The sequence below is a fragment of the Bacillus silvicola genome, from assembly GCF_050524305.1.
GTDB lineage: Bacteria > Bacillota > Bacilli > Bacillales > Bacillaceae_G > Bacillus_A > Bacillus_A cereus_AT.
In genome coordinates, this window is the sequence record NZ_JBNGVC010000012.1 from 681,899 (window position 1) to 706,086 (window position 24,188).

A 24,188-nucleotide genomic window follows, 5' to 3' on the forward strand; every position below is an offset into this window, starting at 1 on the left:
AGCTTCATCAGTACTTTACTTATGTAGTAATAGCATGAATGAAATCCTTCCCTCGCTACTGATTAACCTACAAAGAATCGGGATTTTACAAGATACATATTTAATATAACCATGTATGTAAAACTATTGACATTCAATTCTAACAAATTGAATGTCAATAGTTTTACAAGTCTCTATTCATTTTCACTTTTATTTGTTCGATATTTTGTAACATCGCCGTAGGGTTTAATATGTTAGGATGTCTATAAGTATTTTTTACTACAACTATGACTTTTTCTGCTCCGTTTCTAAAAAAATTAGATTTATGTTACTTCGCTTTAAAATTCTCCATTGTATGTATATGAATACTTCAAATTATTACCTTTAGAAAAATATAGTCTAAATAGTTCACCACACTCTAATAGTTATAAAAATATAATATATAACCTCAGTTAAATAAACTCTATAAAGAAGGTGTAAAAATGAAGAATAAAATAAATTTACAAATGCAAAATATAAGCTTTGTTATAATAATTGCTTTAGCAGTATGGTTAAAAACATATCTTATTACGCGATTCAGTTTTGATTTAAAAATTGAGTCTTCTACACAAGAATTTATTTTGTTTATTAGCCCTCTCGCTGCATCGTTAGCATTTGTTGGATTAGCATTATTTGCAACCGGTGAAAAGAGAAATTATATAGCGCTATGTATTAATTTCTTATTAACAATCGTACTTGTTGGGAATGTAATGTTCTATGATTTTTATAATGATTTCGTTACGTTGCCAGTACTTGGACAAACATCAAACTTTGGCCAATTAGGCGGCAGTATTATAGAAATATTGAACTACAAAATTATACTCGCATTCGTAGACATTATTTTCTTCTTTATTTTATTAAAAAAGAAAGCAATAGTCTTTAAAACAGAACGTGTAACTCATTCTGCACGCTTATTATATTTTCTTTTAACGATTGGTGTATTTTTTGCGAATCTACATCTTGCAGAAAAAGAACGACCTGAATTATTAACGAGATCCTTCGACCGCGTAATGCTTGTGAAAAATTTAGGACTATACACTCATCAAGTATATGATTTAACACTACAAGTAAAAGCAGGATCCCAAAAGGCACTTGCAGATAGTAGTAAATTACAAGAAACTGAAAACTACGTAAAAGCAAACCAAAGTGAACCAAATCCTAATATGTTTGGTGCAGCGAAAGGAAAAAACGTAATTGTCGTTACTCTTGAATCCTTGCAAACCTTTTTAATAGGTGCATCCGTCAATGGTCAAGAAGTTACACCGTTCTTGAATGAATTCATAAATGAAAGCTATTACTTTGATAACTTTTTCCACCAAACTGGGCAAGGAAAAACATCAGATTCTGAATTTCTAATAGATACATCGTTGTATCCATTAAATCGAGGAGCTGTATTCTTCACGCACGGTAACAATGATTATACTGCGACTCCAGAAATTTTACGTCAGCAAGGCTATTTTACTTCTGTATTCCATGCGAATAACGCAACATTTTGGAATCGTAATATCATGTACTCTGCTCTCGGTTATGATCGTTACTATAATGAACTTGATTACAAAATTACGCCAGAAACAAATTTAAATTGGGGCTTAAAAGATATCGAATACTTTGATCAATCAGTAGATATATTAAAAACTGTTGATCAACCATTTTACGCTCGTTTCCTTACTTTAACGAACCATTATCCATTTACGTATGATGAAGATACAAAATTCATTGAACCATATAACTCTGGTAATGGCGTGTTTGATCGTTATATCGTAACAGCACGTTACCTAGACGAATCAATTAAAAAATTTATTGAGCGTTTAAAAGCCGAGGGAATATATGATGATTCTATTATTGTTTTGTATGGTGATCATTATGGCATTTCTGAAAAACATAATCGCGCAATGGCACAGTTTTTAGAAAAAGATCAAATAACAGAATTTGATACTTTAAATTTACAACGTACACCTTTATATATTCATATGCCTGGCCAAACAGAAGGTCAAACGATTTCAAAGCCTACGGGACAAATCGATATGAAACCTACTATTCTAAATTTATTAGGGATTGATACTACGAACGATATCCGTTTTGGTCATGATATGTTTTCAGATGAATATACCGGTTTTGTTGTTTTACGTGATGGTAGCTTTATTACAGACAAGTATGCATACACAAACAACACTTTCTATGACCGCATAACAGGTGAAATTGTAGATTTACCAAAAAAAGAAGCACAAGCACTCATTAACCGTGCACAAAATGAATTACGAATGTCTGACAAAATTATTGAAGGCGATTTATTACGTTTCTCAGAAAGTAATAAAATTAAAACTGGAGAAGTAAAAACTAAAATTAAAGAAACTGAAAAATAATCTATATATGCGAAGGGAGCAACTTATTAAAAGCTGCTCCCTTTTTACTTTCTTATAACACATGGTGCAATTTCATATAAAAAAACTGATATATTTTACTTTTATTCTACGCTTGTTTCTAAAGTTACATCTGTATAGGTATTATCATCACCTATATTTAAAATTACTTCACATTGACGTAACCTCAATTCAAAGAGCTTTATAGGATCATGGTAAACTTCAGGGGTTGATTTCATTTTATGCAGTTTATCTTGTTTTTCTTTTATTTCTAAATGAGTGTTTTTTACAGCTTGTTCCAACGCGCCAAATGGATTTCTAAAGAACATATTAATATCCCGCTCTTGTGTATTTTCAAACAGCTCAAATTGCAAGAAAAACTTCTTCATAATAGAAGCCGTTACATCGGTATAATCTTCATTTTCTAAATACTGTTTGTATTTATTATATAGCATAGCTTTATTTTTAGGAAGAACTCCAAATAATTTACCGGCACTTTTCAGTAAAAATTGCGCTGGTGTAAATCGACGTAAAATATTTACCTCTTCCATTTGTATTCTAGTTGTCATTCTATCAGTATCTCTACGCCAGTCATCAATTACTTTAAAGTCACATTCTAACTGTATTCGATTTTCTCCAAATAAAGAATTAAGCCCTTCACTGGTTTCTTCTAAGTACAATTGACTTTGAAGGAGTTCGTTATTAGAAGTTGCAATCCAATTTTGCATAGAGCGAGCAAGATTAGGTAATACAGTTTGTTCTAGATATTGTTGCACTCTTTCATTCATCGCTGTGTTTAGTGCAATATCAATGTGACCAAAATCGCTTTCTTCACTAATTAAATCGGAACAACTCTGCAATAGTTTCGGAATATGTTCTGTAAGATCATTAGTAATTTCATTTTTCATCGTACGATATGATTCTGTAATTAAATGAATTTTTTCCTTCTCAAAAGCAGTAAGGTTATTAATACAACCATTAAGTTTAACTAACGTATCTTCATTCCAATTAATAGAATCCACTAGATTATTTTCCTTCTCGACGCGTTTATCCAAAAGATATGTAATTGTTTTTCGAATGAAAAACAATAGCTTTTCATTACGTTCTGCATCGATATTTTTATAGTTAAAGTTAAAATGAATAAACTCAGTTAAATCGTTTAATTGTTTACTATTTGTATATAACGAAGAATAAGGGAAAACTCTTGCATTAGGGAAATATGTATTTATTCTCACTTGCGTATCTTGTATAACTCTTTTTGCTTCTGCTTCATTGTAAATGTTATCGATTTTATTTAATAAGAAATGAACTTGTAGATTTGGTGTATGTTCTTGAATACTTAATAGAATGTCACGTTCTTTGTCAGTAAAAGGTGAATCCGCATTCAATACGAATAATAATTCATCTACGGAATTTAAATATTCAAATACCTCATCTCTTGCATCATTGTTCCTATTAAAGCTAGGTGTAACAACGAATGTAAGTTTGTTTTTACTTAAAAATCTGCATGGTAATTTAAATTCAACACATGCTCTATCTCTATATGTTTGACGGTGCACTGCCATCATGTTATGGAAATCAGAGAAATTCTCAGTTGTTGTAATTTCCGAATCTGTTATAGCGTTAATTTCTGTATAAGCGTCATTTTTAAAAACAACCACATTTGAGATTGAGTTTTCTAATATATTTTCTCCTAAAATAGAGTTAATAAACGACGCTTTTCCGTTTCCTGAAGTTCCAGTTACTAATAGGCGATTTGTTCTTAAATCTGCAAGCTCGCCAACTAACCAGCTAAATCGGTGACCCATTTCTAAATCATGTTCTTGTGCCCAGTCTGTAATAGATTCAAAAAGATGTAAACTATACTCTAAGCCATTCACATGATTAATAGAATATGACAGTAGGTTTTCCGCGTCTTTTATATCCGCTGAATCTATTTTAGAAGGAAAAATCTCATCCCATGCCAATACTGCTGCAGATGGAAATACAGCATGAGAGGGATTGACTACTTTTAACCAATTTGTTAACAGATTTGGAATGATATCGTGTAATTGTCTAAGCATATATTGACCTTGAATTAATTCAAAGTATGTTTCTTCGTAAAGTGAAGAAATTTTGTCCCATATATCGGACGAATGTATTTCGATATGTATAAAAAATTCATTTATTGTGTTAAGCCATAATAAGTAATTTTGTTCATCTTTATAGCTGCGCCAAAGTGATGAAACTATTTGCGTAAATTGTACTTGATCTACATTATTTAATGTTACTAATACTTTATAAAAATAATCTGGTGAAATATTTTTAGTAAATCCTTTATTGATATATTCTTTTAGAACCTCAAACCATGGATAAGATTCTGTTCGAATTAACTCGTTCACAGCCAGCTCTACTGCACTATCAAAATCTTGCTGTTCTTCATAAAAGGAACGTGCAATTGTTGTGACGTTTGGATAATCGGGATTTAAAGAAACCGCTTCTTTTATAACAGCGAAAGCTGAATCAAAATTATTTTGCTCGATGTAAAGAGACAGTAATTGCAGTACAATTTCGGTCATAAGTATTTTGTTATCAGTAGTAATGGAAGTATACACATTTTCAGCAACTGATAATTGGTTAAGTTCGAAGTAAGCATCCGCAATATTTTTTTGTGCCCATGGCGCTAATTCATTACTAACTTTCTCCCATTTAAAAATAGCTGCTTCAAAATCTTGATGGTGATAATAAAATTCACCTTGTGCAAAACGAATATAAGATCCATCAGAAATCTCATTTTTTTCTTCGTTTACATAAGCTTCTCCTAGTACTTGAAGAGGTGGATGTGTTTCGTTTTCCATTAGGAATGTTTCATAATACATCTTTTTTATTAATTGTTTTTCTATTCTCATCTTTTCCCCCACTATATCTTGAAAACACATTTTTAAGATATGTCAATACTTTTTTTATGTATGCTTTTTATCTTAACAAAGAATTTCTTTTGGAAAATTTCATTTTCCTTTCATTTTTCAAGTAAGATTGAATTTTTATGAGAAAAGTTTCATTTCTTTTTCAATTCGCTTTCAGTTGTGAAACAACATTAAATGTTCCTAATAACCTAATAACAATATAATATTCCACATTATATTATCAGGAAAATCCCATATAAGTCACATTATAAAAACAATCTATAACGAATATATATGCATTGTTTGTTTCACTGATAAATAAAAGAACTCATCACATAATGGTTATTAGATAGACCAATATGCTACGTCCCCACAGAATTTCGAACACACCACGATAACTTAAACAACAATAATAATGCACAGCTATCATTACAATATATTTCTCCAATTGTTTTCCTTAAAAATATTTCAGTAGTTATGTAATTAAATTGTTCTAACCTATATAAATAACTAGTCCAAAAAAACTCTATATGCATATCATGTTATAGTAAAGAATTTAGGAAATCCTAAAAAGGAGGCATTTTCATGTTTGAAGATAAATCTAAAATAAATTACCCATATGAATTTACTGAAACTACAACAGTCCCTCTAAAGAACCCCATTGAAAAAAAATTCAAGAACGGCACAGGTACACATAACTTCCCAATTAAAAAGCATTATAAAGAGCAGGTTTTATATACTGAAAAAATTAATAATAATAAAAATAAATAATCGTATAGATCCTTATAACAATTAAACAAATAAGAATCAATATTTGGCCATGCATAGTTATGTGTTTAATAATGTAGAAATCCTTATTATACAATTTACGTACCTTTAAAAAGTGCTGATATACGGCGCTTTTTTATACATAGATAATGGACGAACTTGAATTATTAATATAAGGTATGGATATTTTCCATACCTTTTTTGTTCTTTGCTATTTATAAATAGAGTACGCTCATGTTTGCTTTGCATAATAGCACTTTAATGGCACTTCTAGAAGAAATAAAAGCTAGTTTAATGAAAAAATAAGTTTCTTAGCGTCTTCAGAGCTATTCAGGATAATACTATTCGAATACATTAGGAAATAAAGTCCACTTCCACTAATCCTTAGCCAATGTTCCTACCAGCAAAATTTTACTCGTTGGAGTCATTGAAGAAAGGAGTAGATTGATGAATCACAAAGTTAAAGAAGCACCCAAGAATGATATAGGCATTATTGCTCTATTATATATATTTAAAAATTTACTAAACGTTGTTTCAAAGCTACTTAGTTTTCATAAAATATTTTTTGTTTCCGTTGGAATGGATAGGCTTTAATCTCATCTGTATCTAAATTTTCATGGAATAAATGAATGGCTATAATTTGTCTACAATCGTAGGTATGATAATAATATGTTCCAGACTCCATACACATTACACTTGTATAAATGGTATTATCTAATGCACCTTCTTCTGTTATTACTCCACCTTTAGGAACCTCGCAATTTGATAAGATATGAAATAGGGCCGATACTCCCTCTTCTTCACTATCTATACCTTGAATGTTTTGTTTGCCATATGCTGCCCGCACAAACCTTGATGGCGGGGTGAAATCCCCTGGAAGTCCCATTGAGCCTGAACCTTGACCAAAAGCACTTAATGGTAAGTTACTCCACTCAGTTGGCGCGAATGGCTGCGATTTAAGGCCAATATATTGTCTTAAATTTTGCAAATGCCAATTAAACTCCGGACTATTCGTCATCACTCCTAGTGGGTTGTCATACATTTTTAATCCTTCATTTGTCGGCTCCAGTACGATGCAATCTCCCCATTTATCCGCTAAAATCCAATGTAGTGGTGGCGTAAGTCCTAAATCCGGTAATGGTATATCCAAAAAGGTAAGGCTATCTACAGATTTCTTTAACTCTTTGACAGAATTGAATTGTGTCAGACTCCAAGTCACAAAATCAAATGGAGCTAAATTCGTTTTGTTGTCATCTATGCTTTGACTATAAGTAGCGAATCCTGGAAAATAGAGTGTTGCACATGTCATACCTGCTTCATTTACTCCGTCCGCCATAATGATCCTTCCTTGATGATTAATCCCCATTCCGACCGTAGCATGTTTCGTATTAATGATTTCACCAGTTATATTATTCCACTGGTAATGTCGAGGAATGATTATTACTTCTTGATTCAAATCTAATGTGAAATCCATCGTTCTTGCAAAAAGATGCTGACCATTTTTTGTCTGTAATGTCAAACTAGTACACATAAAGAACACCCCATTTTATGGCTTTATCTACACTTTACATAATTCTGATAAATCTGTAAATTAAAAACCCTTTCCTTACAAAAAAATAAAAAAACACATATAAATTACAAATAGGTTATCTCTAGTTTATAAATGAATTTTTAAAATATAGTTGCAAAAGAATTATATTAAAAAGGAGCGATTTGTTACTATCGCTCCTTTTTATTTCTCTCAATATTTTATTAAAATAACTGTAAAGAACATTGCTATTACATATTTATTTTCTTTCAACACATATAAATAATACTAGGCACTTTCAAACCGTTTCAAATAACTGGGAACGAACTTTTTCTCTTTGGACATTAACCCTACATAACCCTCTTAAACATCTTCTCCAACTCATAAGTAGAATGATGCACAAGAATTGGTCTTCCGTGCGGGCATGTGTATGGATTTGTTGTTGTACGTAGTTCTTCAAGTAAAGCAAATATTTGATCGTTCGTTAAATATTGATTTGCTTTAATTGAAGCTTTACAGCTCATCATAATCGCTGCTTCTTCGCGTAGTTTTTTTATATCTACTTTTTTCAGTTTTACAACTTGCTCCATCATTTCATCAATGATTTCTGTTTCTTGTCCTTTCGGGAACCACGTTGGGTGCGAGCGGACGATAAAGGATTGATGGCCAAACTGTTCTAAAAATAGTCCAACTTTTTTTAATTCTTCTAACTGCTCTTCGACACGTAAAAATTCAGTAAGAGATAAGTCAATACGGTACGGTACAAGTAGTTCTTGTACTTCTTGCGCTACTCTTCCTACTTTATCACGGAAATATTCATAATTGATACGTTCCTGCGCTGCGTGCTGATCAATCATATATAACCCATTATCATTTTGAGCAAAAATATATGTTCCGTGCATTTGTCCAATTGGATAAAGCGGTGGTAAATCATTACCGTTCATTTCAATCTCTTTTATTTCGTGAACTTCTTCTTCCAATTCCTCTAATTCAAAATCGTCATCGTTGCTAGTCCATTCCTTTTCCTCTCGAACCGTTTTTTCTATTACCGGCTTAGAGGATGGCTGCCAGCTTTGTTCTTCTCTTACGAGCGACTGTGGTGGTTGCCATTCTTGCTTCGGCGGTTGCCACAGTTGTGCTGGCTGTTTTACTGCCAGTGGTTCTTCTCGTTTTTCATCCATGCCCGTCGGTAAAATGATGTCCGGCATAGATGGCTCTTTCGGCTTCGCATGCTCAAATTGGAACTGTCCTTGCACACTTTCATCTTTTTCTTTTTTCTTCGTTGTTACACCTGCATCTGGAATGAGCTGTATTTTTTTAAATGCTGCTTGCAACGTTTCTTCGATAAGCTTTAGCAATTCTTGTTCTTTACTAAAACGAACTTCTAATTTCGCTGGATGTACGTTAACGTCAACAAGCATTGGATCCATTTCAATCGATAAGAAGCCTATTGGATATCGTCCAACTGGCAGTAATGTATGGTATCCTTGCTGAATAGCTTTCATTAATACGAAATTTCGAACGTAACGGCCATTCACGATCGTTGACATATAATTTCGAGATGCTCTCGTTACTTCTGGTAATGTTACATAACCTTTAATTGTGAAATCTAAAGATTCAGCTTCAATTGGAATAAGCTTCTTCGCAACTTGAATACTGTAAATCGATGCAAGTACTTGTCTTACATCACCATTTCCTGATGTGTGAAGCAATTTCTTTTCATTATGAAACAGCTTTAACGATACTTCTGGGTGTGACATTGCGATACGATACACGATATCTGTAATATTCCCAAGCTCTGTATGAATGGTCTTCATATATTTAAGACGCGCTGGTGTATTAAAGAATAAGTTTTGTACTGTAATATCTGTTCCTTTTCTGCTCGCTGTTTTCTCCTGCTTTATAATGTCTCCACCTTTAATCATAAGGTGTGTACCAGGCGCATCGCCTGTGCTAGTGATTAATTCTAATTCACTAACTGAGGCAATACTCGGCAATGCCTCACCACGGAAACCGAGTGTTCTGATGCGAAACAGATCGTTCTCATCTTTAATTTTGCTCGTCGCATGTCGTTCAAAAGCGACGATACAATCTTCTTCTGCAATGCCATCTCCATTATCAATGATGCGAATTTTCGATAAACCAGCTTCTTCTAAGTGGATTTCAATAGATGTACTATTCGCATCGATAGAATTTTCCACAAGTTCTTTTACGACTGAGGCAGGGCGCTCTACTACTTCCCCTGCCGCAATTAAGTTAGAGAGTTGGTCATCGAGTTTGCGAATTTTCCCCATCTACTTACTCATCCTTTCTTTAACTTTTTCTGCAAGCGATACAGTTCGTTCATCGCCTCTAAAGGTGTCATATCAAGTAAATCAATTTTTTTAATTTGCGCAAGTACTGCCGTTTCTTTTGCATCTAGAACTGAATTGTCTTGTTTTTTTGAAGACTGTTCTCCACCAAAGAATGATAATTGCGATTCTTCCTCAGTCTCTACTTTCGTCTCTTGTATTTCTGCTGGTTCTTCTTTTACAACAGCTGGTTCTGGAGCAACTTCTTGTACTTTCACTTCTGTACGCTTTGGAATAATAATTTCTTCTTGTCCTTCTAGTTGCGCTAACACTTCTTTCGCACGAGCGATTAAGCTATCTGGAAGCTCCGCAAGTTGCGCAACGTGAATTCCGTAACTTTTATCAGCTGCTCCATCTTGAATTTTATGAAGGAATACTACTTTTCCGTTCTCTTCAATAGCTGAAACGTGTACATTTTTTAGTTGGTCTAAACTTTCTTCTAACACCGTTAATTCATGATAATGTGTAGAGAATAATGTTTTCGCACCAATTTGGTCATGAATATGTTCAATGATTGCTTGTGCAAGTGCCATACCATCATACGTAGATGTACCGCGTCCAATTTCATCGAATAAAATTAAACTTCTTTCTGATGCATTTGCAATTGCATTTTTCGCTTCTAACATTTCAACCATAAATGTACTTTGACCTGAGATTAAATCATCCGCTGCACCAATTCTCGTAAAGATTTGATCGAATACAGGTAATACCGCTTCTGTTGCTGGTACGAAACAACCGATTTGCGACATAACAGTTACAAGTGCTAATTGTCTCATATACGTACTTTTACCAGACATGTTCGGTCCTGTAATTAAAAAGACATCCATCTTCTCCGGCATAATACAATCATTCGGTACATACAATTTCCCGTTCAATACTTTTTCAACGACAGGATGACGACCATCTTTAATAAAGATTTCGCGCTTAGTTGTTAAAACAGGTTTTACAAACTGTTCTTCTTCACTAACTGTCGCGAAACTTTGCAGTACGTCTAATTCACTAATTACTTTCGCTAAATGCTGTAATTTCGGAATAAATACTTTTACTTCTTCACGAAGCGCTGTAAATAAATCGTATTCTAGTTGTACAATTTTTTCTTCTGCTTCTAAGATTAACGTTTCTTTTTCTTTCAGCTCATCTGTTATGAAACGTTCAGCATTAGCAAGTGTTTGTTTACGCTCATAGCGGCCTTCTGGTAATGCTGCAAGGTTCGCTTTCGTTACTTCAATGTAATAACCGAAAATACGGTTGTACCCGATTTTTAATGATTTAACTCCTGTAATATCACGCTCTCGTTTTTCAAGCTCAGCGATCCACGTTTTTCCATTTTTACTAACGTAACGATATTGATCAAGCTTGTCATTATAACCGTCTTTAATAATATCTCCATCTTTAATAGAAAGCGGTGGGTTTTCTTGAATACTTCTTCCTAGTAATTCAGTTAAGCTCTCACATGGATCCGCACCTTGAATTAACCTTGCTGCATAAGCATTATCTAACAAACTAATCGCTTCTAAAATAGCTGGTACTTGAAGTAAAGATCGTCTTAACTGTAATAAGTCCCGTGCATTCACATTACCAAATGCAACTTTCCCTGCTAAACGTTCTAAATCATATACTTCTTTTAACTTTTCTTTTAAATCTTCACGTAAGAAGTAATCATTTACAAACGTTTCAACCATTTCTAAACGCTCTTCAACTTTTTCTTTTTGAATAAGTGGGCGTTCCATCCACTGTTTTAACATTCGACCACCCATAGCTGTTTTCGTTTTATCTAATAGCCATAATAATGATCCTGTTTTTTCTTTTGTTCGAAGTGTTTCTGTCAGTTCTAAATTTCGCTTTGAATGCACATCAATTTTCATAAATTGGTTCGTATAATAAATTTCCACTGGTTGCAAGTGATCTAATGAACGTTTTTGTGTTCTTATCACATAGTTAAATAAGCGTCCAATTGCTTTAATTAACTTTGCTTGTGAAACATTTTTCACAAGGTGTTCTAATCCTTCAGGAATAGTTATTGCATCTTCATACGAAATCGTCATTTTTAATGTTTCAGTTAATTTATTTAATTCATCTTTTGAAAATGTAGAGTCTACAACAATTTCTTTTGAACCAGTTGCATACACTTCTAATAAAATGTCTTCTACTGAACCTGTTAACAACGTTACTGTATTTTGTCCAGTCGTTAAATCATTACAAGCTAAAGCATACGATCCATCTTCAAAATGTGTTAATGCTGCTAAGAAGTTATTTTCTTTCTCATCAATCGTACGCCCTTCCATCATCGTTCCTGGCGTAATGAGTTGTACGACTTCACGGCGCACTACACCTTTAGCTGTTTTTGGATCTTCCACTTGCTCACAAACAGCTACTTTATATCCTTTTTCAACAAGTTGCTCAATATAATTTTTAGCTGCATGATGTGGTACACCGCACATCGGTATACGATCACTACTACCACCATCTCGGCTCGTTAATGTAATTTCAAGTTCATGAGCTGCTTTAACCGCATCTTCAAAGAACATTTCATAAAAATCACCTAATCGGAAAAATAAAAAGGCATCTTGATAGTCTGCCTTAACCTTTAAATATTGCTGTATCATAGGCGTATATTGCGTCATACTTATCCTCCATAATTCTTACATAATAATCTATATTCATATATGTCACACTTCACGGACATCCATATCTCCTATTTCAGGAGTCTTTCTTCATTATAGCACATTTCATAAGGAATCATGGTCATTCAAGCACTACTTATGTAAAGTAAAAAGCTAGGAAGAACTTCTCCCTAGCTTTCTATTACTCTTCTTCTGCATCAACGATAAAGTTCGGATCTAATTCTTCAAACTCATCATCATCGATTTGGAAATCTTCGTCTGATTCTACACACCCTTCAGGATTTACACTTACACAAATTTTCGTTTCGCCAACTACTTCTGTTACAAATTCACGTTCTACAGTCACAACGATTTTATTACCATTTGGTGATACAAGAGCTTCTAAACAATTTGGTGGCTGAATGACACGAGCAATAATTTCTAAATCATCACCAGAAAAGTTTTTATCACGATACCCAATACTCACTTCATCAGTGTAGTTCACACGTTCTGTTACAACTTCTGTCTTTGTATTACCATCAAACGAATACCAAGTGTTCACATCATAGAAACCTTCAATTTCCACATGCTTTCCATTCTTTCTTGCTTCGTACGAGTGGTTAATTACCCAGCACCCTAAAATACTTGTTGGCTCATTATTCGATTCACATGTATGCGTTGACTTTGTATACTTACGTCCTTTTCCAACCACTGCTTTTGTAATAATCTCTCTAAATTCGGACATTCGTAACCCTCCTCAATCACTATTCACTTAATCATATGCGTGACAATAGCGGAATGTGTCATTCTTTTTTCGAGAAGAACTTACGTTTAACCTACTAAAAAAAGAGATGTCAATTCGACATCTCTTTAACAACCACAATTTCCTTTTTTACTTTCTACCTCTGCGCCCGTTTCACCCTTCAATACATCACCATTAGTTGAAATTAATATTTCATCTGTTACGTTGTTAGAAATCGTACTGGCAACTAGCTGTAGTAAGTCATTTACATATGTTTGTGAAGATTTAAATTCTTGTACAACTGGGATACTATCCAACTTATCTTGCAATGCATCAATTTCAGCTTCTACTTTTTTCAAAGCTTCCCATTTCCCGTAATGCTGCAAGTTTACTGCTTGCTTTTGCAGTGCTTTAATTTCATCAATTGCGCGCTTTACATTTTCATTTTTATGAATTTGCGCCTCTGCTTTCTTAAAGAAATCAACTTCTTCTGTTTCAGAAATCATTTTTGCTAATTCTTTCGCTTGCTCAACAATTTCATCTTTCGTATATACTTTCATCTATTATTCCACCTCAATCGGCTCTTCAACTAATTCTCCGTTAAGAGACCAAGTTTTCGCATCCGTTACTTTTACTTTCACTAGCTGACCAATTAAAGATTTTGGCGCAACGAAGTTTACAAGTTTATTCGTACGAGTATAACCTGCAAGTACTTCCGCGTTATTTTTACTTTCCCCATCAACTAACACTTCTACAATTTGACCTTTATAACGATCATTCTTTTCAACTGCCAATTTATTTACTAATGTATTTAAGCGTTGAAGACGTTCTTTCTTCACTTCCATCGGTACATTATCTTTCATCTTCGCAGCTGGTGTACCTTCGCGCGGAGAATAAATAAAGGTAAAGGCAGTATCAAATCCTACTTCACGATATAACGACATCGTTTCTTCAAATTGCTCATCAGTTTCATTTGGGAAACCGACGATAATATCAGTCGTTAATACCGCGTTTGGAATTGCTTCTTTAATTTTTCTTACAAGCTCTAAATAATGCTCACGTGAATATTTACGCGCCATAATTTTCAACATCTCTGTGCTTCCAGATTGAACTGGTAAGTGAATATGTTCTACTAAGTTTCCACCTTTTCCAAGCACTTCAATTAAGTGATCATCGAAATCGCGTGGATGGCTCGTTGTAAAACGAATACGGGCAATATCAACTTTACGGAGTTCGTCCATTAAATCGCCAAGTCCGTATTCAAAATCTTCAAAGTCTTTACCATATGCATTTACGTTCTGTCCAAGTAACGTAATTTCTTTATAACCATTCGCAGCTAAATGGCGGATTTCTTGGATAATGTCTTCTGGACGTCTGCTTCGCTCTTTTCCACGTGTATACGGCACAATACAATATGTACAGAACTTATCACAGCCATACATAATATTTACCCAAGCTTTAATATCGCCACGGCGTACTTTCGGAAGGTTTTCAATTACATCCCCTTCTTTTGACCAAACTTCAACTACCGTCTCCTTCGAAAACATTGCATCCTTTAGAATGTACGGTAATCTATGAATATTATGCGTTCCAAACACCATATCTACATGCTGATTTTTTTGCATAATTTTATTTACAACGGATTCTTCTTGCGACATACAACCACATACACCAATTAAAAGGTCCGGATTTCTTCGTTTTAATGACTTTAAATGACCTAGTTCACCGAACACTTTATTTTCAGCATTTTCACGAATGGCACAAGTATTTAATAACACTACATCTGCATCTTCAGTTGAAAAGGTTGGCTCATATCCAAGTGCGGTAAAAATCCCCGCCATTACTTCCGTATCATGTTCATTCATTTGACAACCATATGTACGAATATAGAACTTTCTTCCTGTACCAAAATTGCGAAACTCTTCAGGTAAGCCAAAATCCCGTTCAATTTTAACTTCTTCTTTCCCTCGTTTTTTCGCGTCTTTTAAGGAAGGTGGTTGGTATACACTTTCAAAGTATTTACTATAATCTTTCTCTTCTTTTTTCATAGAGGAATTTGCTTGTTGACTTGCTAATCGTTGTTGCTCGTTCATCGGTAATCTCCTTTCACCCTTAACTATACACATTCTATAGTCCATTTTAATGCGCTTTGACTCACCTCAAAAATGGTTAGATAGCTTGAGAGATAACTTGTCCTTTGAAACTTGAGTAATCAATCTAATCATTCATAAGAATGAAGTCTTCCCCACACACAAATAGACATTCCCTTTTAACATTTCTTTTTGTCCTACCCAAAAGCATATTGCTTTATCCTTATAAACATTACCATAGTATGAAGCGTTTCGCCAATTTTAACAAGAAAGAGGCTCTGTTTGGATCTTACATTTCATATACAATGAACTCACCATTTTCATACAACGATTTATATATTATTTTACCATTCTGAATTTTCTAAGTAAATAAGACTGCCTTATATTTTTCTCATGAAAAAAGGTTGCCACATGGCAACCTCCTCTTCTTATATTACATAAATTCAGCAACAAGTTCATCAAACATTTTCTGATCCATATTTAAATCAGCTTGCACTAAAGGCTTCTCGCTATAGCCATTTACAAGTTCTTGGTAAGAAGGTTGCTTTGTATTTTGATAAATTAAACCTGTTACTAACCCGTTCTTTTCCATTAATGTTTGCATAGCCATCATGCGATTAGATGGATCATATCCCTCTACTGTACTTAGTTTCGTTAAATTCTCTTTAAACCAATCATAAGTATTTACTTTATTGTAAGTAACACATGGACTAAATACGTTAATTAATGAAAATCCTTTATGATTAATGCCAGCTTCAATAATTTGTGTTAGTTCTTTCAAATCACTTGAAAAGCTTTGCGCCACAAATGTCGCACCAGCTGTTAAAGCCATTTCCATAACATTTAGTGATGGTTCAATTGAACCTTGTGGTGTACTTTTCGTTTTAAATCCAGCTTCACTTCGTGGTGAAGTTTGACCTTTTGTTAATCCGTAAATTTGGTTATCCATTACAATGTACGTAATGTCAATGTTACGACGAATAGAATGGATTGTATGTCCCATACCAATCGCAAAACCATCACCGTCACCACCGGATGCAATAACTGTTAAATCACGATTTGCCATTTTCACACCTTGTGCAATCGGAAGAGCACGCCCGTGAATACTATGCAAACCATACGAATTAATGTAGCCTGAAATACGACCTGAACAGCCGATACCAGAAATAACAGCTAGCTCATCTGGATTTAAACCAACGTTAGCTGCCGCACGTTGAATCGCAGCCTGCACTGAGAAGTCTCCGCAACCTGGGCACCAGTTTGGTTTTACACTGTTACGAAAGTCCTTAAATGTTGCCATTTAATACAACCCCTTTTTTGCATTCGTTGTAAATCTCTTTCGGTAAGAATGGATTTCCGTCATATTTTAAAAGACTAGAAATTTTCTCACCATTACCAAGATTCATTTTCATAATGTTAGCAAGCTGACCAGTTGCATTATTTTCTACTACTACAACACGCTTCGCTTTTTTCACAAGTGGATCGATTTCAGCTGTTGGGAACGGATGAATTAAACGTACATGGGCATGGTTTACTTTCATTCCTTCTTGTTCCAAACGCTGCATTGCCTCTTCGATCGCACCACGAGTTGAGTTAAAGCCAACTAACAATACGTCTGCTTCATCATGCTTAGCATTTTTGTAAATAGGGGTATTAAACTGCAAGTTCGCCATTTTACGGAAACGTTTGTCCATTTGTTCTTTACGATTTAACGCTGATTCAGATGGTTTACCCGTTTCATCATGTTCTACACCTGTAACATGGTGAATACCATTTTTCATACCAGGTAAAACACGTGGTGAAATTCCATCTTCTGTTACTTCATAACGCTTGAAGTATGCTTTATTTTCACGTTCTGGTAATTCTACTTCTAAATCAAGCTTACCGCGACGAATTTCAACTTTATCTAACTTAAGTGGTTCTACTGTTTGCTTTCCTAAAGAAAGCTGTAGATCTGTTAAGAAGATAACAGGCACTTGATATTCTTCTGCTAAGTTAAATGCTTCTACAATATCATAGAAAGCTTCTTCAACTGTGCTTGGCGCCATTACGATTTTTGGAATTTCACCATGCGTTCCGTAAATCATAGCCATTAAGTCAGACTGCTCTTGTTTTGTTGGTAAGCCCGTACTTGGACCACCACGTTGTGTATCAATGATAACTAGCGGTGTTTCAGTAATACCTGCTAAACCTATTGCTTCCATCATTAAAGAAAGACCAGGACCAGCAGATGCTGTTAATGTACGAACACCAGCGTAGTTTGCGCCGATTGCCATTGTACAAGCTGCGATTTCATCCTCAGTTTGGATTACTGTCCCGCCGACTTTCGGTAACTTTTTAATTAAGTATTCCATAATTTCAGATGCAGGTGTGATTGGATATGCAGACATAAAGCGAGCACCACCAGCTACTGCACCAAATGCGATTGCGTCGTTTCCAATCATAAACATGCGTTTCTTACCGTCAGCTTTTTCAAGCTGCATCATGTTTACTTTTTCACCAAGCAATTCTTTCATATATTGAGAGCCGCGTTTAATGGCTTCCATATTCTTTTGAACGACTTGCTCTCCTTTACGACCAAAGATTTCTTCAACAACATCTAAATACGCTGTTTCGTCTAATCCTAATACCGCACTAGATGCCCCAACAGCAACCATGTTTTTCATTAATGATGTGCCTAACTCTGAAGCAATATCTGTAAACGGTATCACATATAGATTTACATCTGTATTATCAGGTATTGTTGGATTAAATTTCGCATCCGCAACTACAATTCCACCCGGACGTAGTTCGTGGAAGTTAAAATCAATTGTTTCTTGATCAAAAGCAATTAAAATATCTAAATCATCTGAGATCGCACGTACTTCTGTTGTACTTACACGAATTTTATTATTTGTATGGCCGCCTTTAATACGTGATGAGAAGTGGCGGTAACCGTATAGGTAATATCCTAATCGGTTTAATGCAATACAGAAGATTTCCCCTGTACTTTCAATTCCTTCACCTTGTTGGCCTCCAACTTTCCATGAAAGTTGACTAATCATCTCCTACACCCCTTTTGGCTGCATTCATTGTAGTGTATTTTTTTACAGTATTAGTTTAGCATTTTTTATACAAATAAACTACAATGGACGCAAATTATGCCTCTTCTGATTTCCCTGAATCTTTAGTATAAAGCTATTTCGTTTTCCATTCTAGTATTAGGTCTTAAAAAAATCAATAAATTCAAGTGAATTTATTTTAATTTTTCTGAATTTTTAAAACGCAATCTTTAGAACGTTACACAGTCAACAAAATTTTTATACAAAAATCGATCTACAGTTGATTCACTATACTTTTTACACAGGTGATTAATTATATTTTCATAATCCCTGTATGCTTCTACACCTACAACAGTTTCTAAAATCCCATCAAAATCCGAACCGAATCCTATATTTTTTTCTCCACCTAATGAACAAATATATTCCACATGTCTTAATATATCTGCTATATTCGCTTGTCTTTCATTCGTTAAAAACTGCGGTACGAATGTAATACCAATAATGCTATTTTTCTTTATGAGAGCTCTTATTTGTTCATCGGTTAAATTGCGTGGATGCCCACAAAGTTGATAACAGTTTGAGTGAGATGCAATTGGGTTTTTAGCTATATCTATAACATCCCAAAAGCTTCTTTCATTTAAATGAGACACATCGGTCCATAAATCTAACATATTAAGTTCTTGTACAACTTGTCTACCAAATGTAGTTAAGCCTGCACCACGTGTCTCTAGCGCCCCATCAGCTAATAAATTAGCATAGTTCCATGTTAATCCAAAGGAACGTACACCTAAGCGATAAAACAAACGTAATCTCATCGCTTCTTTTCCAATCGCTTCGCATCCTTCTAATGTTAATAACGCTCCAGTCTCGTCCTGTTTTAGCATGTTAATATCGTTTTTTGTCTGAATAAACTTCATTCCTGGTAGCGATAGAATTTCACTATGAAAAATATCTATCATTTGCAGTGCAACTTCAAAGCGCTTTTCATACGCTACTGTTTCTGGTACATATATCGCAAAGCATTGTATACTTCCTTTTCTTTTCTTTAATTGTTCAAATGTAATATGTAATTGTGAATCGTTTTGAAAGTCTTTTTTTCCCTTTGCACTCCATAACTGAAAGAGTACATCGCAATGAGCATCAAAAATTTTCATATTCATTCCTCCACTATAAAAACAACCTGTTTGCATACATGCAAACAGGTTGTTTCAACTTAACGAGGTTCTACAATTAATTTTATTGCTGTACGCTCTTCGCCATCAATCATAATATCTGTAAACGCTGGGATACAAATCAGATCCAAGCCACTAGGCGCTACAAATCCTCTTGCAATTGCTACTGCCTTTACCGCTTGGTTCAATGCACCTGCACCAATAGCTTGAATTTCTGCTGTTCCGCGTTCGCGAATAACACCTGCAAGTGCACCAGCTACAGAATTAGGGACCGACGTTGCTTTAACTTTTAATATTTCCATTCCGCGTTTCCTCCTCGTTTTTATAAAAAGTAATAGCAATTATTTCACTTTAACTTATATTCACGAGGAATGGCACGTATTCCTGCTAAATTTCTGTAATTTTTCTAAAAAATTAAAATATAATGACTTCTCTAACTTTTCGTTAAAAATTACTCAAAAAACGGCTGATCATCATTAATTAAAATGCGTTCAATTTTCTTCGCTTTCCCTGTATTTGGATCCACATCGATTAAAACTGCACTTAATTGCGTTCTGCCATTCGTTACTTCAAAACGTACTGGTAAGTTCGTTAAAAACTTCTTCAATACCGCTTCGCGATCCATGCCTAAAATACCATCATACGGTCCTGTCATACCAACATCTGTAATATAAGCTGTTCCGCTTGGTAAAATACGATTATCAGCTGTAGGAACGTGTGTATGTGTACCTACTACAGCTGTAGCACGACCATCTACGTACCAACCTAACGCCTGCTTCTCACTTGTTGTTTCAGCATGAAAATCAACAAAGATAATATTCGTACGTTTTTTTGCAATATTGATTAATTCATCCACTTTACGGAATGGACAATCAATTGGAGGAAGGAAAGTACGTCCTTGTAAGTTAATTACCGCAACTTCTGTTCCGTTACAGTTCACAAAGATAAGACCTTTTCCTGGCGTTCCTTCTGGGAAGTTAGCTGGTCTTGCAAGATATTTAGCATCATCAATAAATTCAAATACTTCACGATTATCCCAAGCATGGTTTCCAAGCGTAACTGCCTGTGCCCCGCACTCCAAAAAGTTTCGATATATTTTTTCCGTAATTCCACGTCCACCCGCAGCATTTTCTCCATTAATGATTGTTACTGTAGGTGTATATTTTTTCTTTAATGCCGGTACGTACTGTTGAATCATGTCTCTACCAGGAGATCCTACTACATCCCCAACAAATAATATTCTCATATGTCTTACCCTTTCTATGTACTACATTTTTTATTGCCTTACTCTAACAAGCAATTTCCTTATAATATTAAAATTTTACCTATTATAAGTTTCTTTCACTTGCATACTTCTCATAAATAATTTTCTTTATTTTACCCAATTCCAACACAAAAAAATAAAGTGGTATTTCACCACTTTATTTTGCGTATTCCACTGCACGTGTTTCACGAATAACAGTAACTTTAATATGTCCTGGATAATCCAGTTCATTTTCAATACGTTTTCGAATATCACGAGCTAAACGATGAGCTTCTAAATCATCAATTGTATCCGGTTTTACCAGAATACGAACTTCACGTCCTGCTTGAATTGCGAAAGATTTTTCTACGCCTTCATAAGACTCTGAAATTTCTTCTAACTTTTCAAGACGACGAATGTAGTTCTCAAGTGTTTCACTACGAGCTCCCGGTCTTGCAGCTGATAATGCATCTGCTGCTGCAACTAGAACTGCAATGATAGAAGTTGGTTCTGTGTCACCATGGTGAGATGCGATACTGTTTATTACAACAGGGTGCTCTTTATATTTCGTTGCGAGTTCAACACCAATTTCAACGTGGCTACCTTCTACTTCATGATCAATTGCTTTTCCGATATCATGTAATAGACCAGCACGTCTTGCTAGTTTTTCATCCTCACCAAGCTCCGCTGCCATAAGTCCAGTTAAATATGCAACTTCCATAGAGTGTTTTAAGACGTTTTGTCCGTAACTTGTACGGTATTTTAAACGACCTAAAATCTTAATTAAATCTGGATGTAAGCCATGAACACCCACTTCAAACGTTGTTTGCTCTCCGACTTCACGAATATACTCGTCCACTTCACGTCTTGATTTTTCGACCATCTCTTCAATACGCGCTGGGTGAATACGTCCGTCTTGTACTAGTTTATCAAGAGCGATACGAGCTGTTTCACGACGAATCGGGTCAAATCCAGATAGAATTACCGCTTCTGGCGTATCATCGATAATAAGGTCAATACCTGTTAACGTTTCTAGCGTACGAATATTACGACCTTCACGTCCGATAATACGTCCTTTCATTTCGTCGTTTGGAAGATTTACAACCGAAACGGTTGTTTCAGCAACATGATCAGCTGCACATCTTTGCATTGCAAGAGATAAAATCTCTTTTGCTTTCTTATCCGCTTCTTCTTTCGCACGAACTTCACTTTCTTTTACCATAACGGCAATTTCATGAGAAACTTCACTTTCTACTTTACCAAGAATAATTGCTTTCGCTTGTTCGCGTGTCAGATTGGAAATGCGCTCTAATTCTGTTTGTTGCTTTTGAACTAACTCTCCCACTTTGCTTTCCAACTCTTCAATCTGTTGTTGTTTCGCTACAAGAGAATCCTCTTTCTTTTCCAACTGTTGCTCGCGCTTATCGAGCGTTTCGTCTTTACGATCAAGGTTCTCTTCTCTTTGCATTAAACGATTTTCTTGTTTTTGTAATTCGCTTCTACGGTCACGAATTTCTAATTCAGCTTCTGTACGAAGTGTATGAATTTCATCCTTTGCTTCTAAAAGCGCTTCTTTCTTAAGTGCTTCTGCCTCACGATTCGCTTCGTCTAGAATACGTTTCGCTTCATTAGTTGCACCATTAATCTTCGCTTCAGCAATAGACTTTCGAACAAAAAAGCCAACAACTGCACCGACTGTTGTTGCAAGCAAAATGGAGATGAGTATCCAAACTGTACTACTCATGATTTCACCTCCCCTTGCTATGAATGAAAAAAGACTGTCGGCATGTACATTGAATAGCAACGTACAGCAAAGACCGTCGTCCCGCTTTTTTAAGGGACTTTCTTCATTTCACAATTAAAATGTCATATTATTATTTCGGCAAGATTTAAGTCTTACTCCGAATATTACTTCTCTTCTTGAGAAGAGTATATCGTATATAAGAAAAAATATACATTCTCATTGTATCTATCGCAATTTTCATTGTCAAGCGTTGTCTACTTTTACTTTCTTTACCTTCAGCCCTGAATCTTATCTGAATTCGAAAAGTAGGTAGCATATTATCCTGGAAAACCTTAGTAAATCCCATTGTCTTCACGTAAAATATATGAATATTCCTCTTTATACATAGCCTTTTGGATAGAATAAATATTTTATCTCCAACTATATACAACGCTTTCATAGCGAATTTAAAAATAAAAGACACGATTCCGTGTCTTTTATTTTTAATCTTAAAGGGTTGAATCTTCCGTGTCTTCAACACCAGAGTCTTCACCAATTCCATGATGTTCACGAACAAAGAAGGCAATTTCCTCTCTTAAATCCGTATTCTCTTTTAAGAATTGCTTCGAATTCTCACGACCTTGTCCTAAGCGTTCTTCATTATAAGAGTACCAAGCACCACTCTTTTGCACGATATCAAGTTCAGAAGCCATATCTAAGATTTCACCTTCTCTTGAAATACCTTCTCCGTACATAATATCAACTTCAGCAACACGGAATGGTGGTGCTACTTTATTTTTAACTACTTTTACTTTCGTTTTATTACCAACGATGTCGTTACCTTGTTTTAACTGCTCAGCACGACGCACTTCAAGACGGACAGTTGAATAGAATTTCAACGCACGACCACCTGGAGTTGTTTCTGGGTTTCCGAACATAACCCCAACTTTTTCACGAATTTGGTTGATAAAGATTGCGATTGTTTTTGATTTGTTGATTGCACCTGAAAGTTTACGAAGTGCTTGTGACATTAAACGTGCTTGTAAACCAACGTGAGAGTCACCCATGTCCCCTTCGATCTCAGCTTTCGGTACAAGAGCTGCTACAGAGTCAATTACGATAATATCAACCGCGCCACTTCGTACAAGTGCTTCTGCGATTTCTAGTCCTTGCTCCCCTGTATCAGGCTGTGATAATAGTAATTCATCGATGTTAACACCTAATTTTTGTGCATAAACAGGATCCATCGCATGCTCCGCATCGATAAATGCTGCTTGTCCACCTTGTCGCTGTACTTCCGCGATTGCATGTAATGAAACTGTTGTTTTACCTGAACTTTCAGGTCCGTAAATTTCAATAATACGGCCACGTGGGTATCCGCCTACCCCTAGTGCCACATCTAGTGCTAAAGAACCACTTGAAATTGTAGAAATTCTACGCTCCGCTTGTTCTCCTAATTTCATAATTGAACCTTTACCGAATTGCTTCTCTATTTGTTTTAACGCCATATCTAATGCCGCTTGACGATCACTCATTCATAACTCCTCCTTAACTGAACTGCTAATCTTATTATACCTATTTTCAATTCAATTTGCCAACAAAAATCGAACATTTATTCGATTTTTTTATTTTATATCGAATCAAACTAGATTTTCCCACAAAAA

Annotated in this window: 16 protein-coding genes; 2 read left to right on the forward strand and 14 right to left on the reverse strand. The window is 35.0% G+C overall.

Going from position 1 to position 24,188, the window contains the following annotated elements; translation table 11 throughout:
* Positions 1–461 precede the first annotated feature (461 nt).
* Positions 462–2,381 (forward strand): LTA synthase family protein, encoded by a 1,920-nt coding sequence (locus tag ACP6L7_RS15345; protein WP_097831002.1) that lies wholly within the window; start codon positions 462–464, stop codon positions 2,379–2,381.
* Positions 2,382–2,482: 101 nt separating this feature from the next.
* On the opposite strand, the gene ACP6L7_RS15350 is transcribed toward ACP6L7_RS15345, so the two are convergent.
* On the reverse strand, positions 2,483–5,266 hold the full coding sequence (locus ACP6L7_RS15350; protein ID WP_097831001.1) for a dynamin family protein: 2,784 nt from the start codon (positions 5,264–5,266) through the stop codon (positions 2,483–2,485).
* Between the two features lie 582 nt (positions 5,267–5,848).
* Between ACP6L7_RS15350 and ACP6L7_RS15355 the strand changes: the two genes are divergently transcribed.
* Positions 5,849–6,034, forward strand: a complete 186-nt coding sequence (locus tag ACP6L7_RS15355) for a hypothetical protein (protein ID WP_097831000.1) — start codon at positions 5,849–5,851, stop codon at positions 6,032–6,034.
* A 541-nt stretch (positions 6,035–6,575) separates the two neighbouring features.
* On the opposite strand, the gene ACP6L7_RS15360 is transcribed toward ACP6L7_RS15355, so the two are convergent.
* The 13 genes from ACP6L7_RS15360 to recA form a co-directional block, all read right to left on the reverse strand.
* Positions 6,576–7,562, reverse strand: a complete 987-nt coding sequence (locus ACP6L7_RS15360; protein WP_088064271.1) for a choloylglycine hydrolase family protein — start codon at positions 7,560–7,562, stop codon at positions 6,576–6,578.
* Between the two features lie 347 nt (positions 7,563–7,909).
* The gene (mutL, locus tag ACP6L7_RS15365) at positions 7,910–9,853 is read right to left on the reverse strand and encodes a DNA mismatch repair endonuclease MutL (protein WP_097830999.1); all 1,944 of its coding nucleotides are present in this window, start codon (positions 9,851–9,853) and stop codon (positions 7,910–7,912) included.
* 8 nt (positions 9,854–9,861) lie between these two features.
* A complete protein-coding gene (mutS, locus tag ACP6L7_RS15370; protein ID WP_097830998.1) occupies positions 9,862–12,534 on the reverse strand; it encodes a DNA mismatch repair protein MutS in 2,673 nt (890 codons plus the stop codon).
* A 181-nt stretch (positions 12,535–12,715) separates the two neighbouring features.
* Positions 12,716–13,258, reverse strand: a complete 543-nt coding sequence (gene cotE / locus ACP6L7_RS15375) for an outer spore coat protein CotE (protein WP_001288800.1) — start codon at positions 13,256–13,258, stop codon at positions 12,716–12,718.
* Positions 13,259–13,383: 125 nt separating this feature from the next.
* Complete coding sequence (locus ACP6L7_RS15380) at positions 13,384–13,815, reverse strand: YlbF/YmcA family competence regulator (RefSeq protein WP_097830997.1); 432 nt, start codon at positions 13,813–13,815, stop codon at positions 13,384–13,386.
* 3 nt (positions 13,816–13,818) lie between these two features.
* Entirely contained in the window at positions 13,819–15,348 is a 1,530-nt protein-coding gene (miaB, locus tag ACP6L7_RS15385) for a tRNA (N6-isopentenyl adenosine(37)-C2)-methylthiotransferase MiaB (RefSeq protein WP_097830996.1), read from the reverse strand.
* 430 nt (positions 15,349–15,778) lie between these two features.
* Positions 15,779–16,645: a 2-oxoacid:ferredoxin oxidoreductase subunit beta gene (locus ACP6L7_RS15390; RefSeq protein ID WP_097830995.1), complete on the reverse strand. Its 867-nt coding sequence runs from the start codon at positions 16,643–16,645 to the stop codon at positions 15,779–15,781.
* Complete coding sequence (locus ACP6L7_RS15395; protein ID WP_097830994.1) at positions 16,632–18,389, reverse strand: 2-oxoacid:acceptor oxidoreductase subunit alpha; 1,758 nt, start codon at positions 18,387–18,389, stop codon at positions 16,632–16,634. Before ACP6L7_RS15395 ends, ACP6L7_RS15390 begins: the two co-directional genes overlap by 14 nt.
* A gap of 227 nt (positions 18,390–18,616) precedes the next feature.
* Entirely contained in the window at positions 18,617–19,540 is a 924-nt protein-coding gene (locus tag ACP6L7_RS15400) for a dipeptidase (RefSeq protein WP_097830993.1), read from the reverse strand.
* 59 nt (positions 19,541–19,599) lie between these two features.
* Positions 19,600–19,860 (reverse strand): stage V sporulation protein SpoVS, encoded by a 261-nt coding sequence (gene spoVS / locus ACP6L7_RS15405; RefSeq protein WP_000404341.1) that lies wholly within the window; start codon positions 19,858–19,860, stop codon positions 19,600–19,602.
* Positions 19,861–20,009: 149 nt separating this feature from the next.
* Complete coding sequence (locus tag ACP6L7_RS15410) at positions 20,010–20,804, reverse strand: TIGR00282 family metallophosphoesterase (protein WP_001221088.1); 795 nt, start codon at positions 20,802–20,804, stop codon at positions 20,010–20,012.
* A 175-nt stretch (positions 20,805–20,979) separates the two neighbouring features.
* Positions 20,980–22,545, reverse strand: coding sequence for a ribonuclease Y (gene rny, locus ACP6L7_RS15415; protein ID WP_071746754.1), 1,566 nt, complete (start codon positions 22,543–22,545; stop codon positions 20,980–20,982).
* A gap of 488 nt (positions 22,546–23,033) precedes the next feature.
* Positions 23,034–24,059: a recombinase RecA gene (recA, locus tag ACP6L7_RS15420; protein WP_097830991.1), complete on the reverse strand. Its 1,026-nt coding sequence runs from the start codon at positions 24,057–24,059 to the stop codon at positions 23,034–23,036.
* Between the last annotated feature and the right edge of the window lie 129 nt (positions 24,060–24,188).

Bases quoted from the DNA above. Each gene is read 5' to 3' on its own strand.
- miaB (WP_097830996.1), bottom strand. From the start codon at position 15,348: ATGAACGAGCAACAACGATTAGCAAGTCAACAAGCAAATTCCTCTATG.
- rny (WP_071746754.1), bottom strand. From the start codon at position 22,545: ATGAGTAGTACAGTTTGGATACTCATCTCCATTTTGCTTGCAACAACA.
- spoVS (WP_000404341.1), bottom strand. From the start codon at position 19,860: ATGGAAATATTAAAAGTTAAAGCAACGTCGGTCCCTAATTCTGTAGCT.
- ACP6L7_RS15350 (WP_097831001.1), bottom strand. From the start codon at position 5,266: ATGAGAATAGAAAAACAATTAATAAAAAAGATGTATTATGAAACATTC.
- ACP6L7_RS15410 (WP_001221088.1), bottom strand. From the start codon at position 20,804: ATGAGAATATTATTTGTTGGGGATGTAGTAGGATCTCCTGGTAGAGAC.
- mutL (WP_097830999.1), bottom strand. From the start codon at position 9,853: ATGGGGAAAATTCGCAAACTCGATGACCAACTCTCTAACTTAATTGCG.
- recA (WP_097830991.1), bottom strand. From the start codon at position 24,059: ATGAGTGATCGTCAAGCGGCATTAGATATGGCGTTAAAACAAATAGAG.
- ACP6L7_RS15380 (WP_097830997.1), bottom strand. From the start codon at position 13,815: ATGAAAGTATATACGAAAGATGAAATTGTTGAGCAAGCGAAAGAATTA.
- ACP6L7_RS15395 (WP_097830994.1), bottom strand. From the start codon at position 18,389: ATGATTAGTCAACTTTCATGGAAAGTTGGAGGCCAACAAGGTGAAGGA.
- ACP6L7_RS15355 (WP_097831000.1), top strand. From the start codon at position 5,849: ATGTTTGAAGATAAATCTAAAATAAATTACCCATATGAATTTACTGAA.
- ACP6L7_RS15345 (WP_097831002.1), top strand. From the start codon at position 462: ATGAAGAATAAAATAAATTTACAAATGCAAAATATAAGCTTTGTTATA.
- cotE (WP_001288800.1), bottom strand. From the start codon at position 13,258: ATGTCCGAATTTAGAGAGATTATTACAAAAGCAGTGGTTGGAAAAGGA.
- ACP6L7_RS15400 (WP_097830993.1), bottom strand. From the start codon at position 19,540: ATGAAAATTTTTGATGCTCATTGCGATGTACTCTTTCAGTTATGGAGT.
- mutS (WP_097830998.1), bottom strand. From the start codon at position 12,534: ATGACGCAATATACGCCTATGATACAGCAATATTTAAAGGTTAAGGCA.
- ACP6L7_RS15390 (WP_097830995.1), bottom strand. From the start codon at position 16,645: ATGGCAACATTTAAGGACTTTCGTAACAGTGTAAAACCAAACTGGTGC.
- ACP6L7_RS15360 (WP_088064271.1), bottom strand. From the start codon at position 7,562: ATGTGTACTAGTTTGACATTACAGACAAAAAATGGTCAGCATCTTTTT.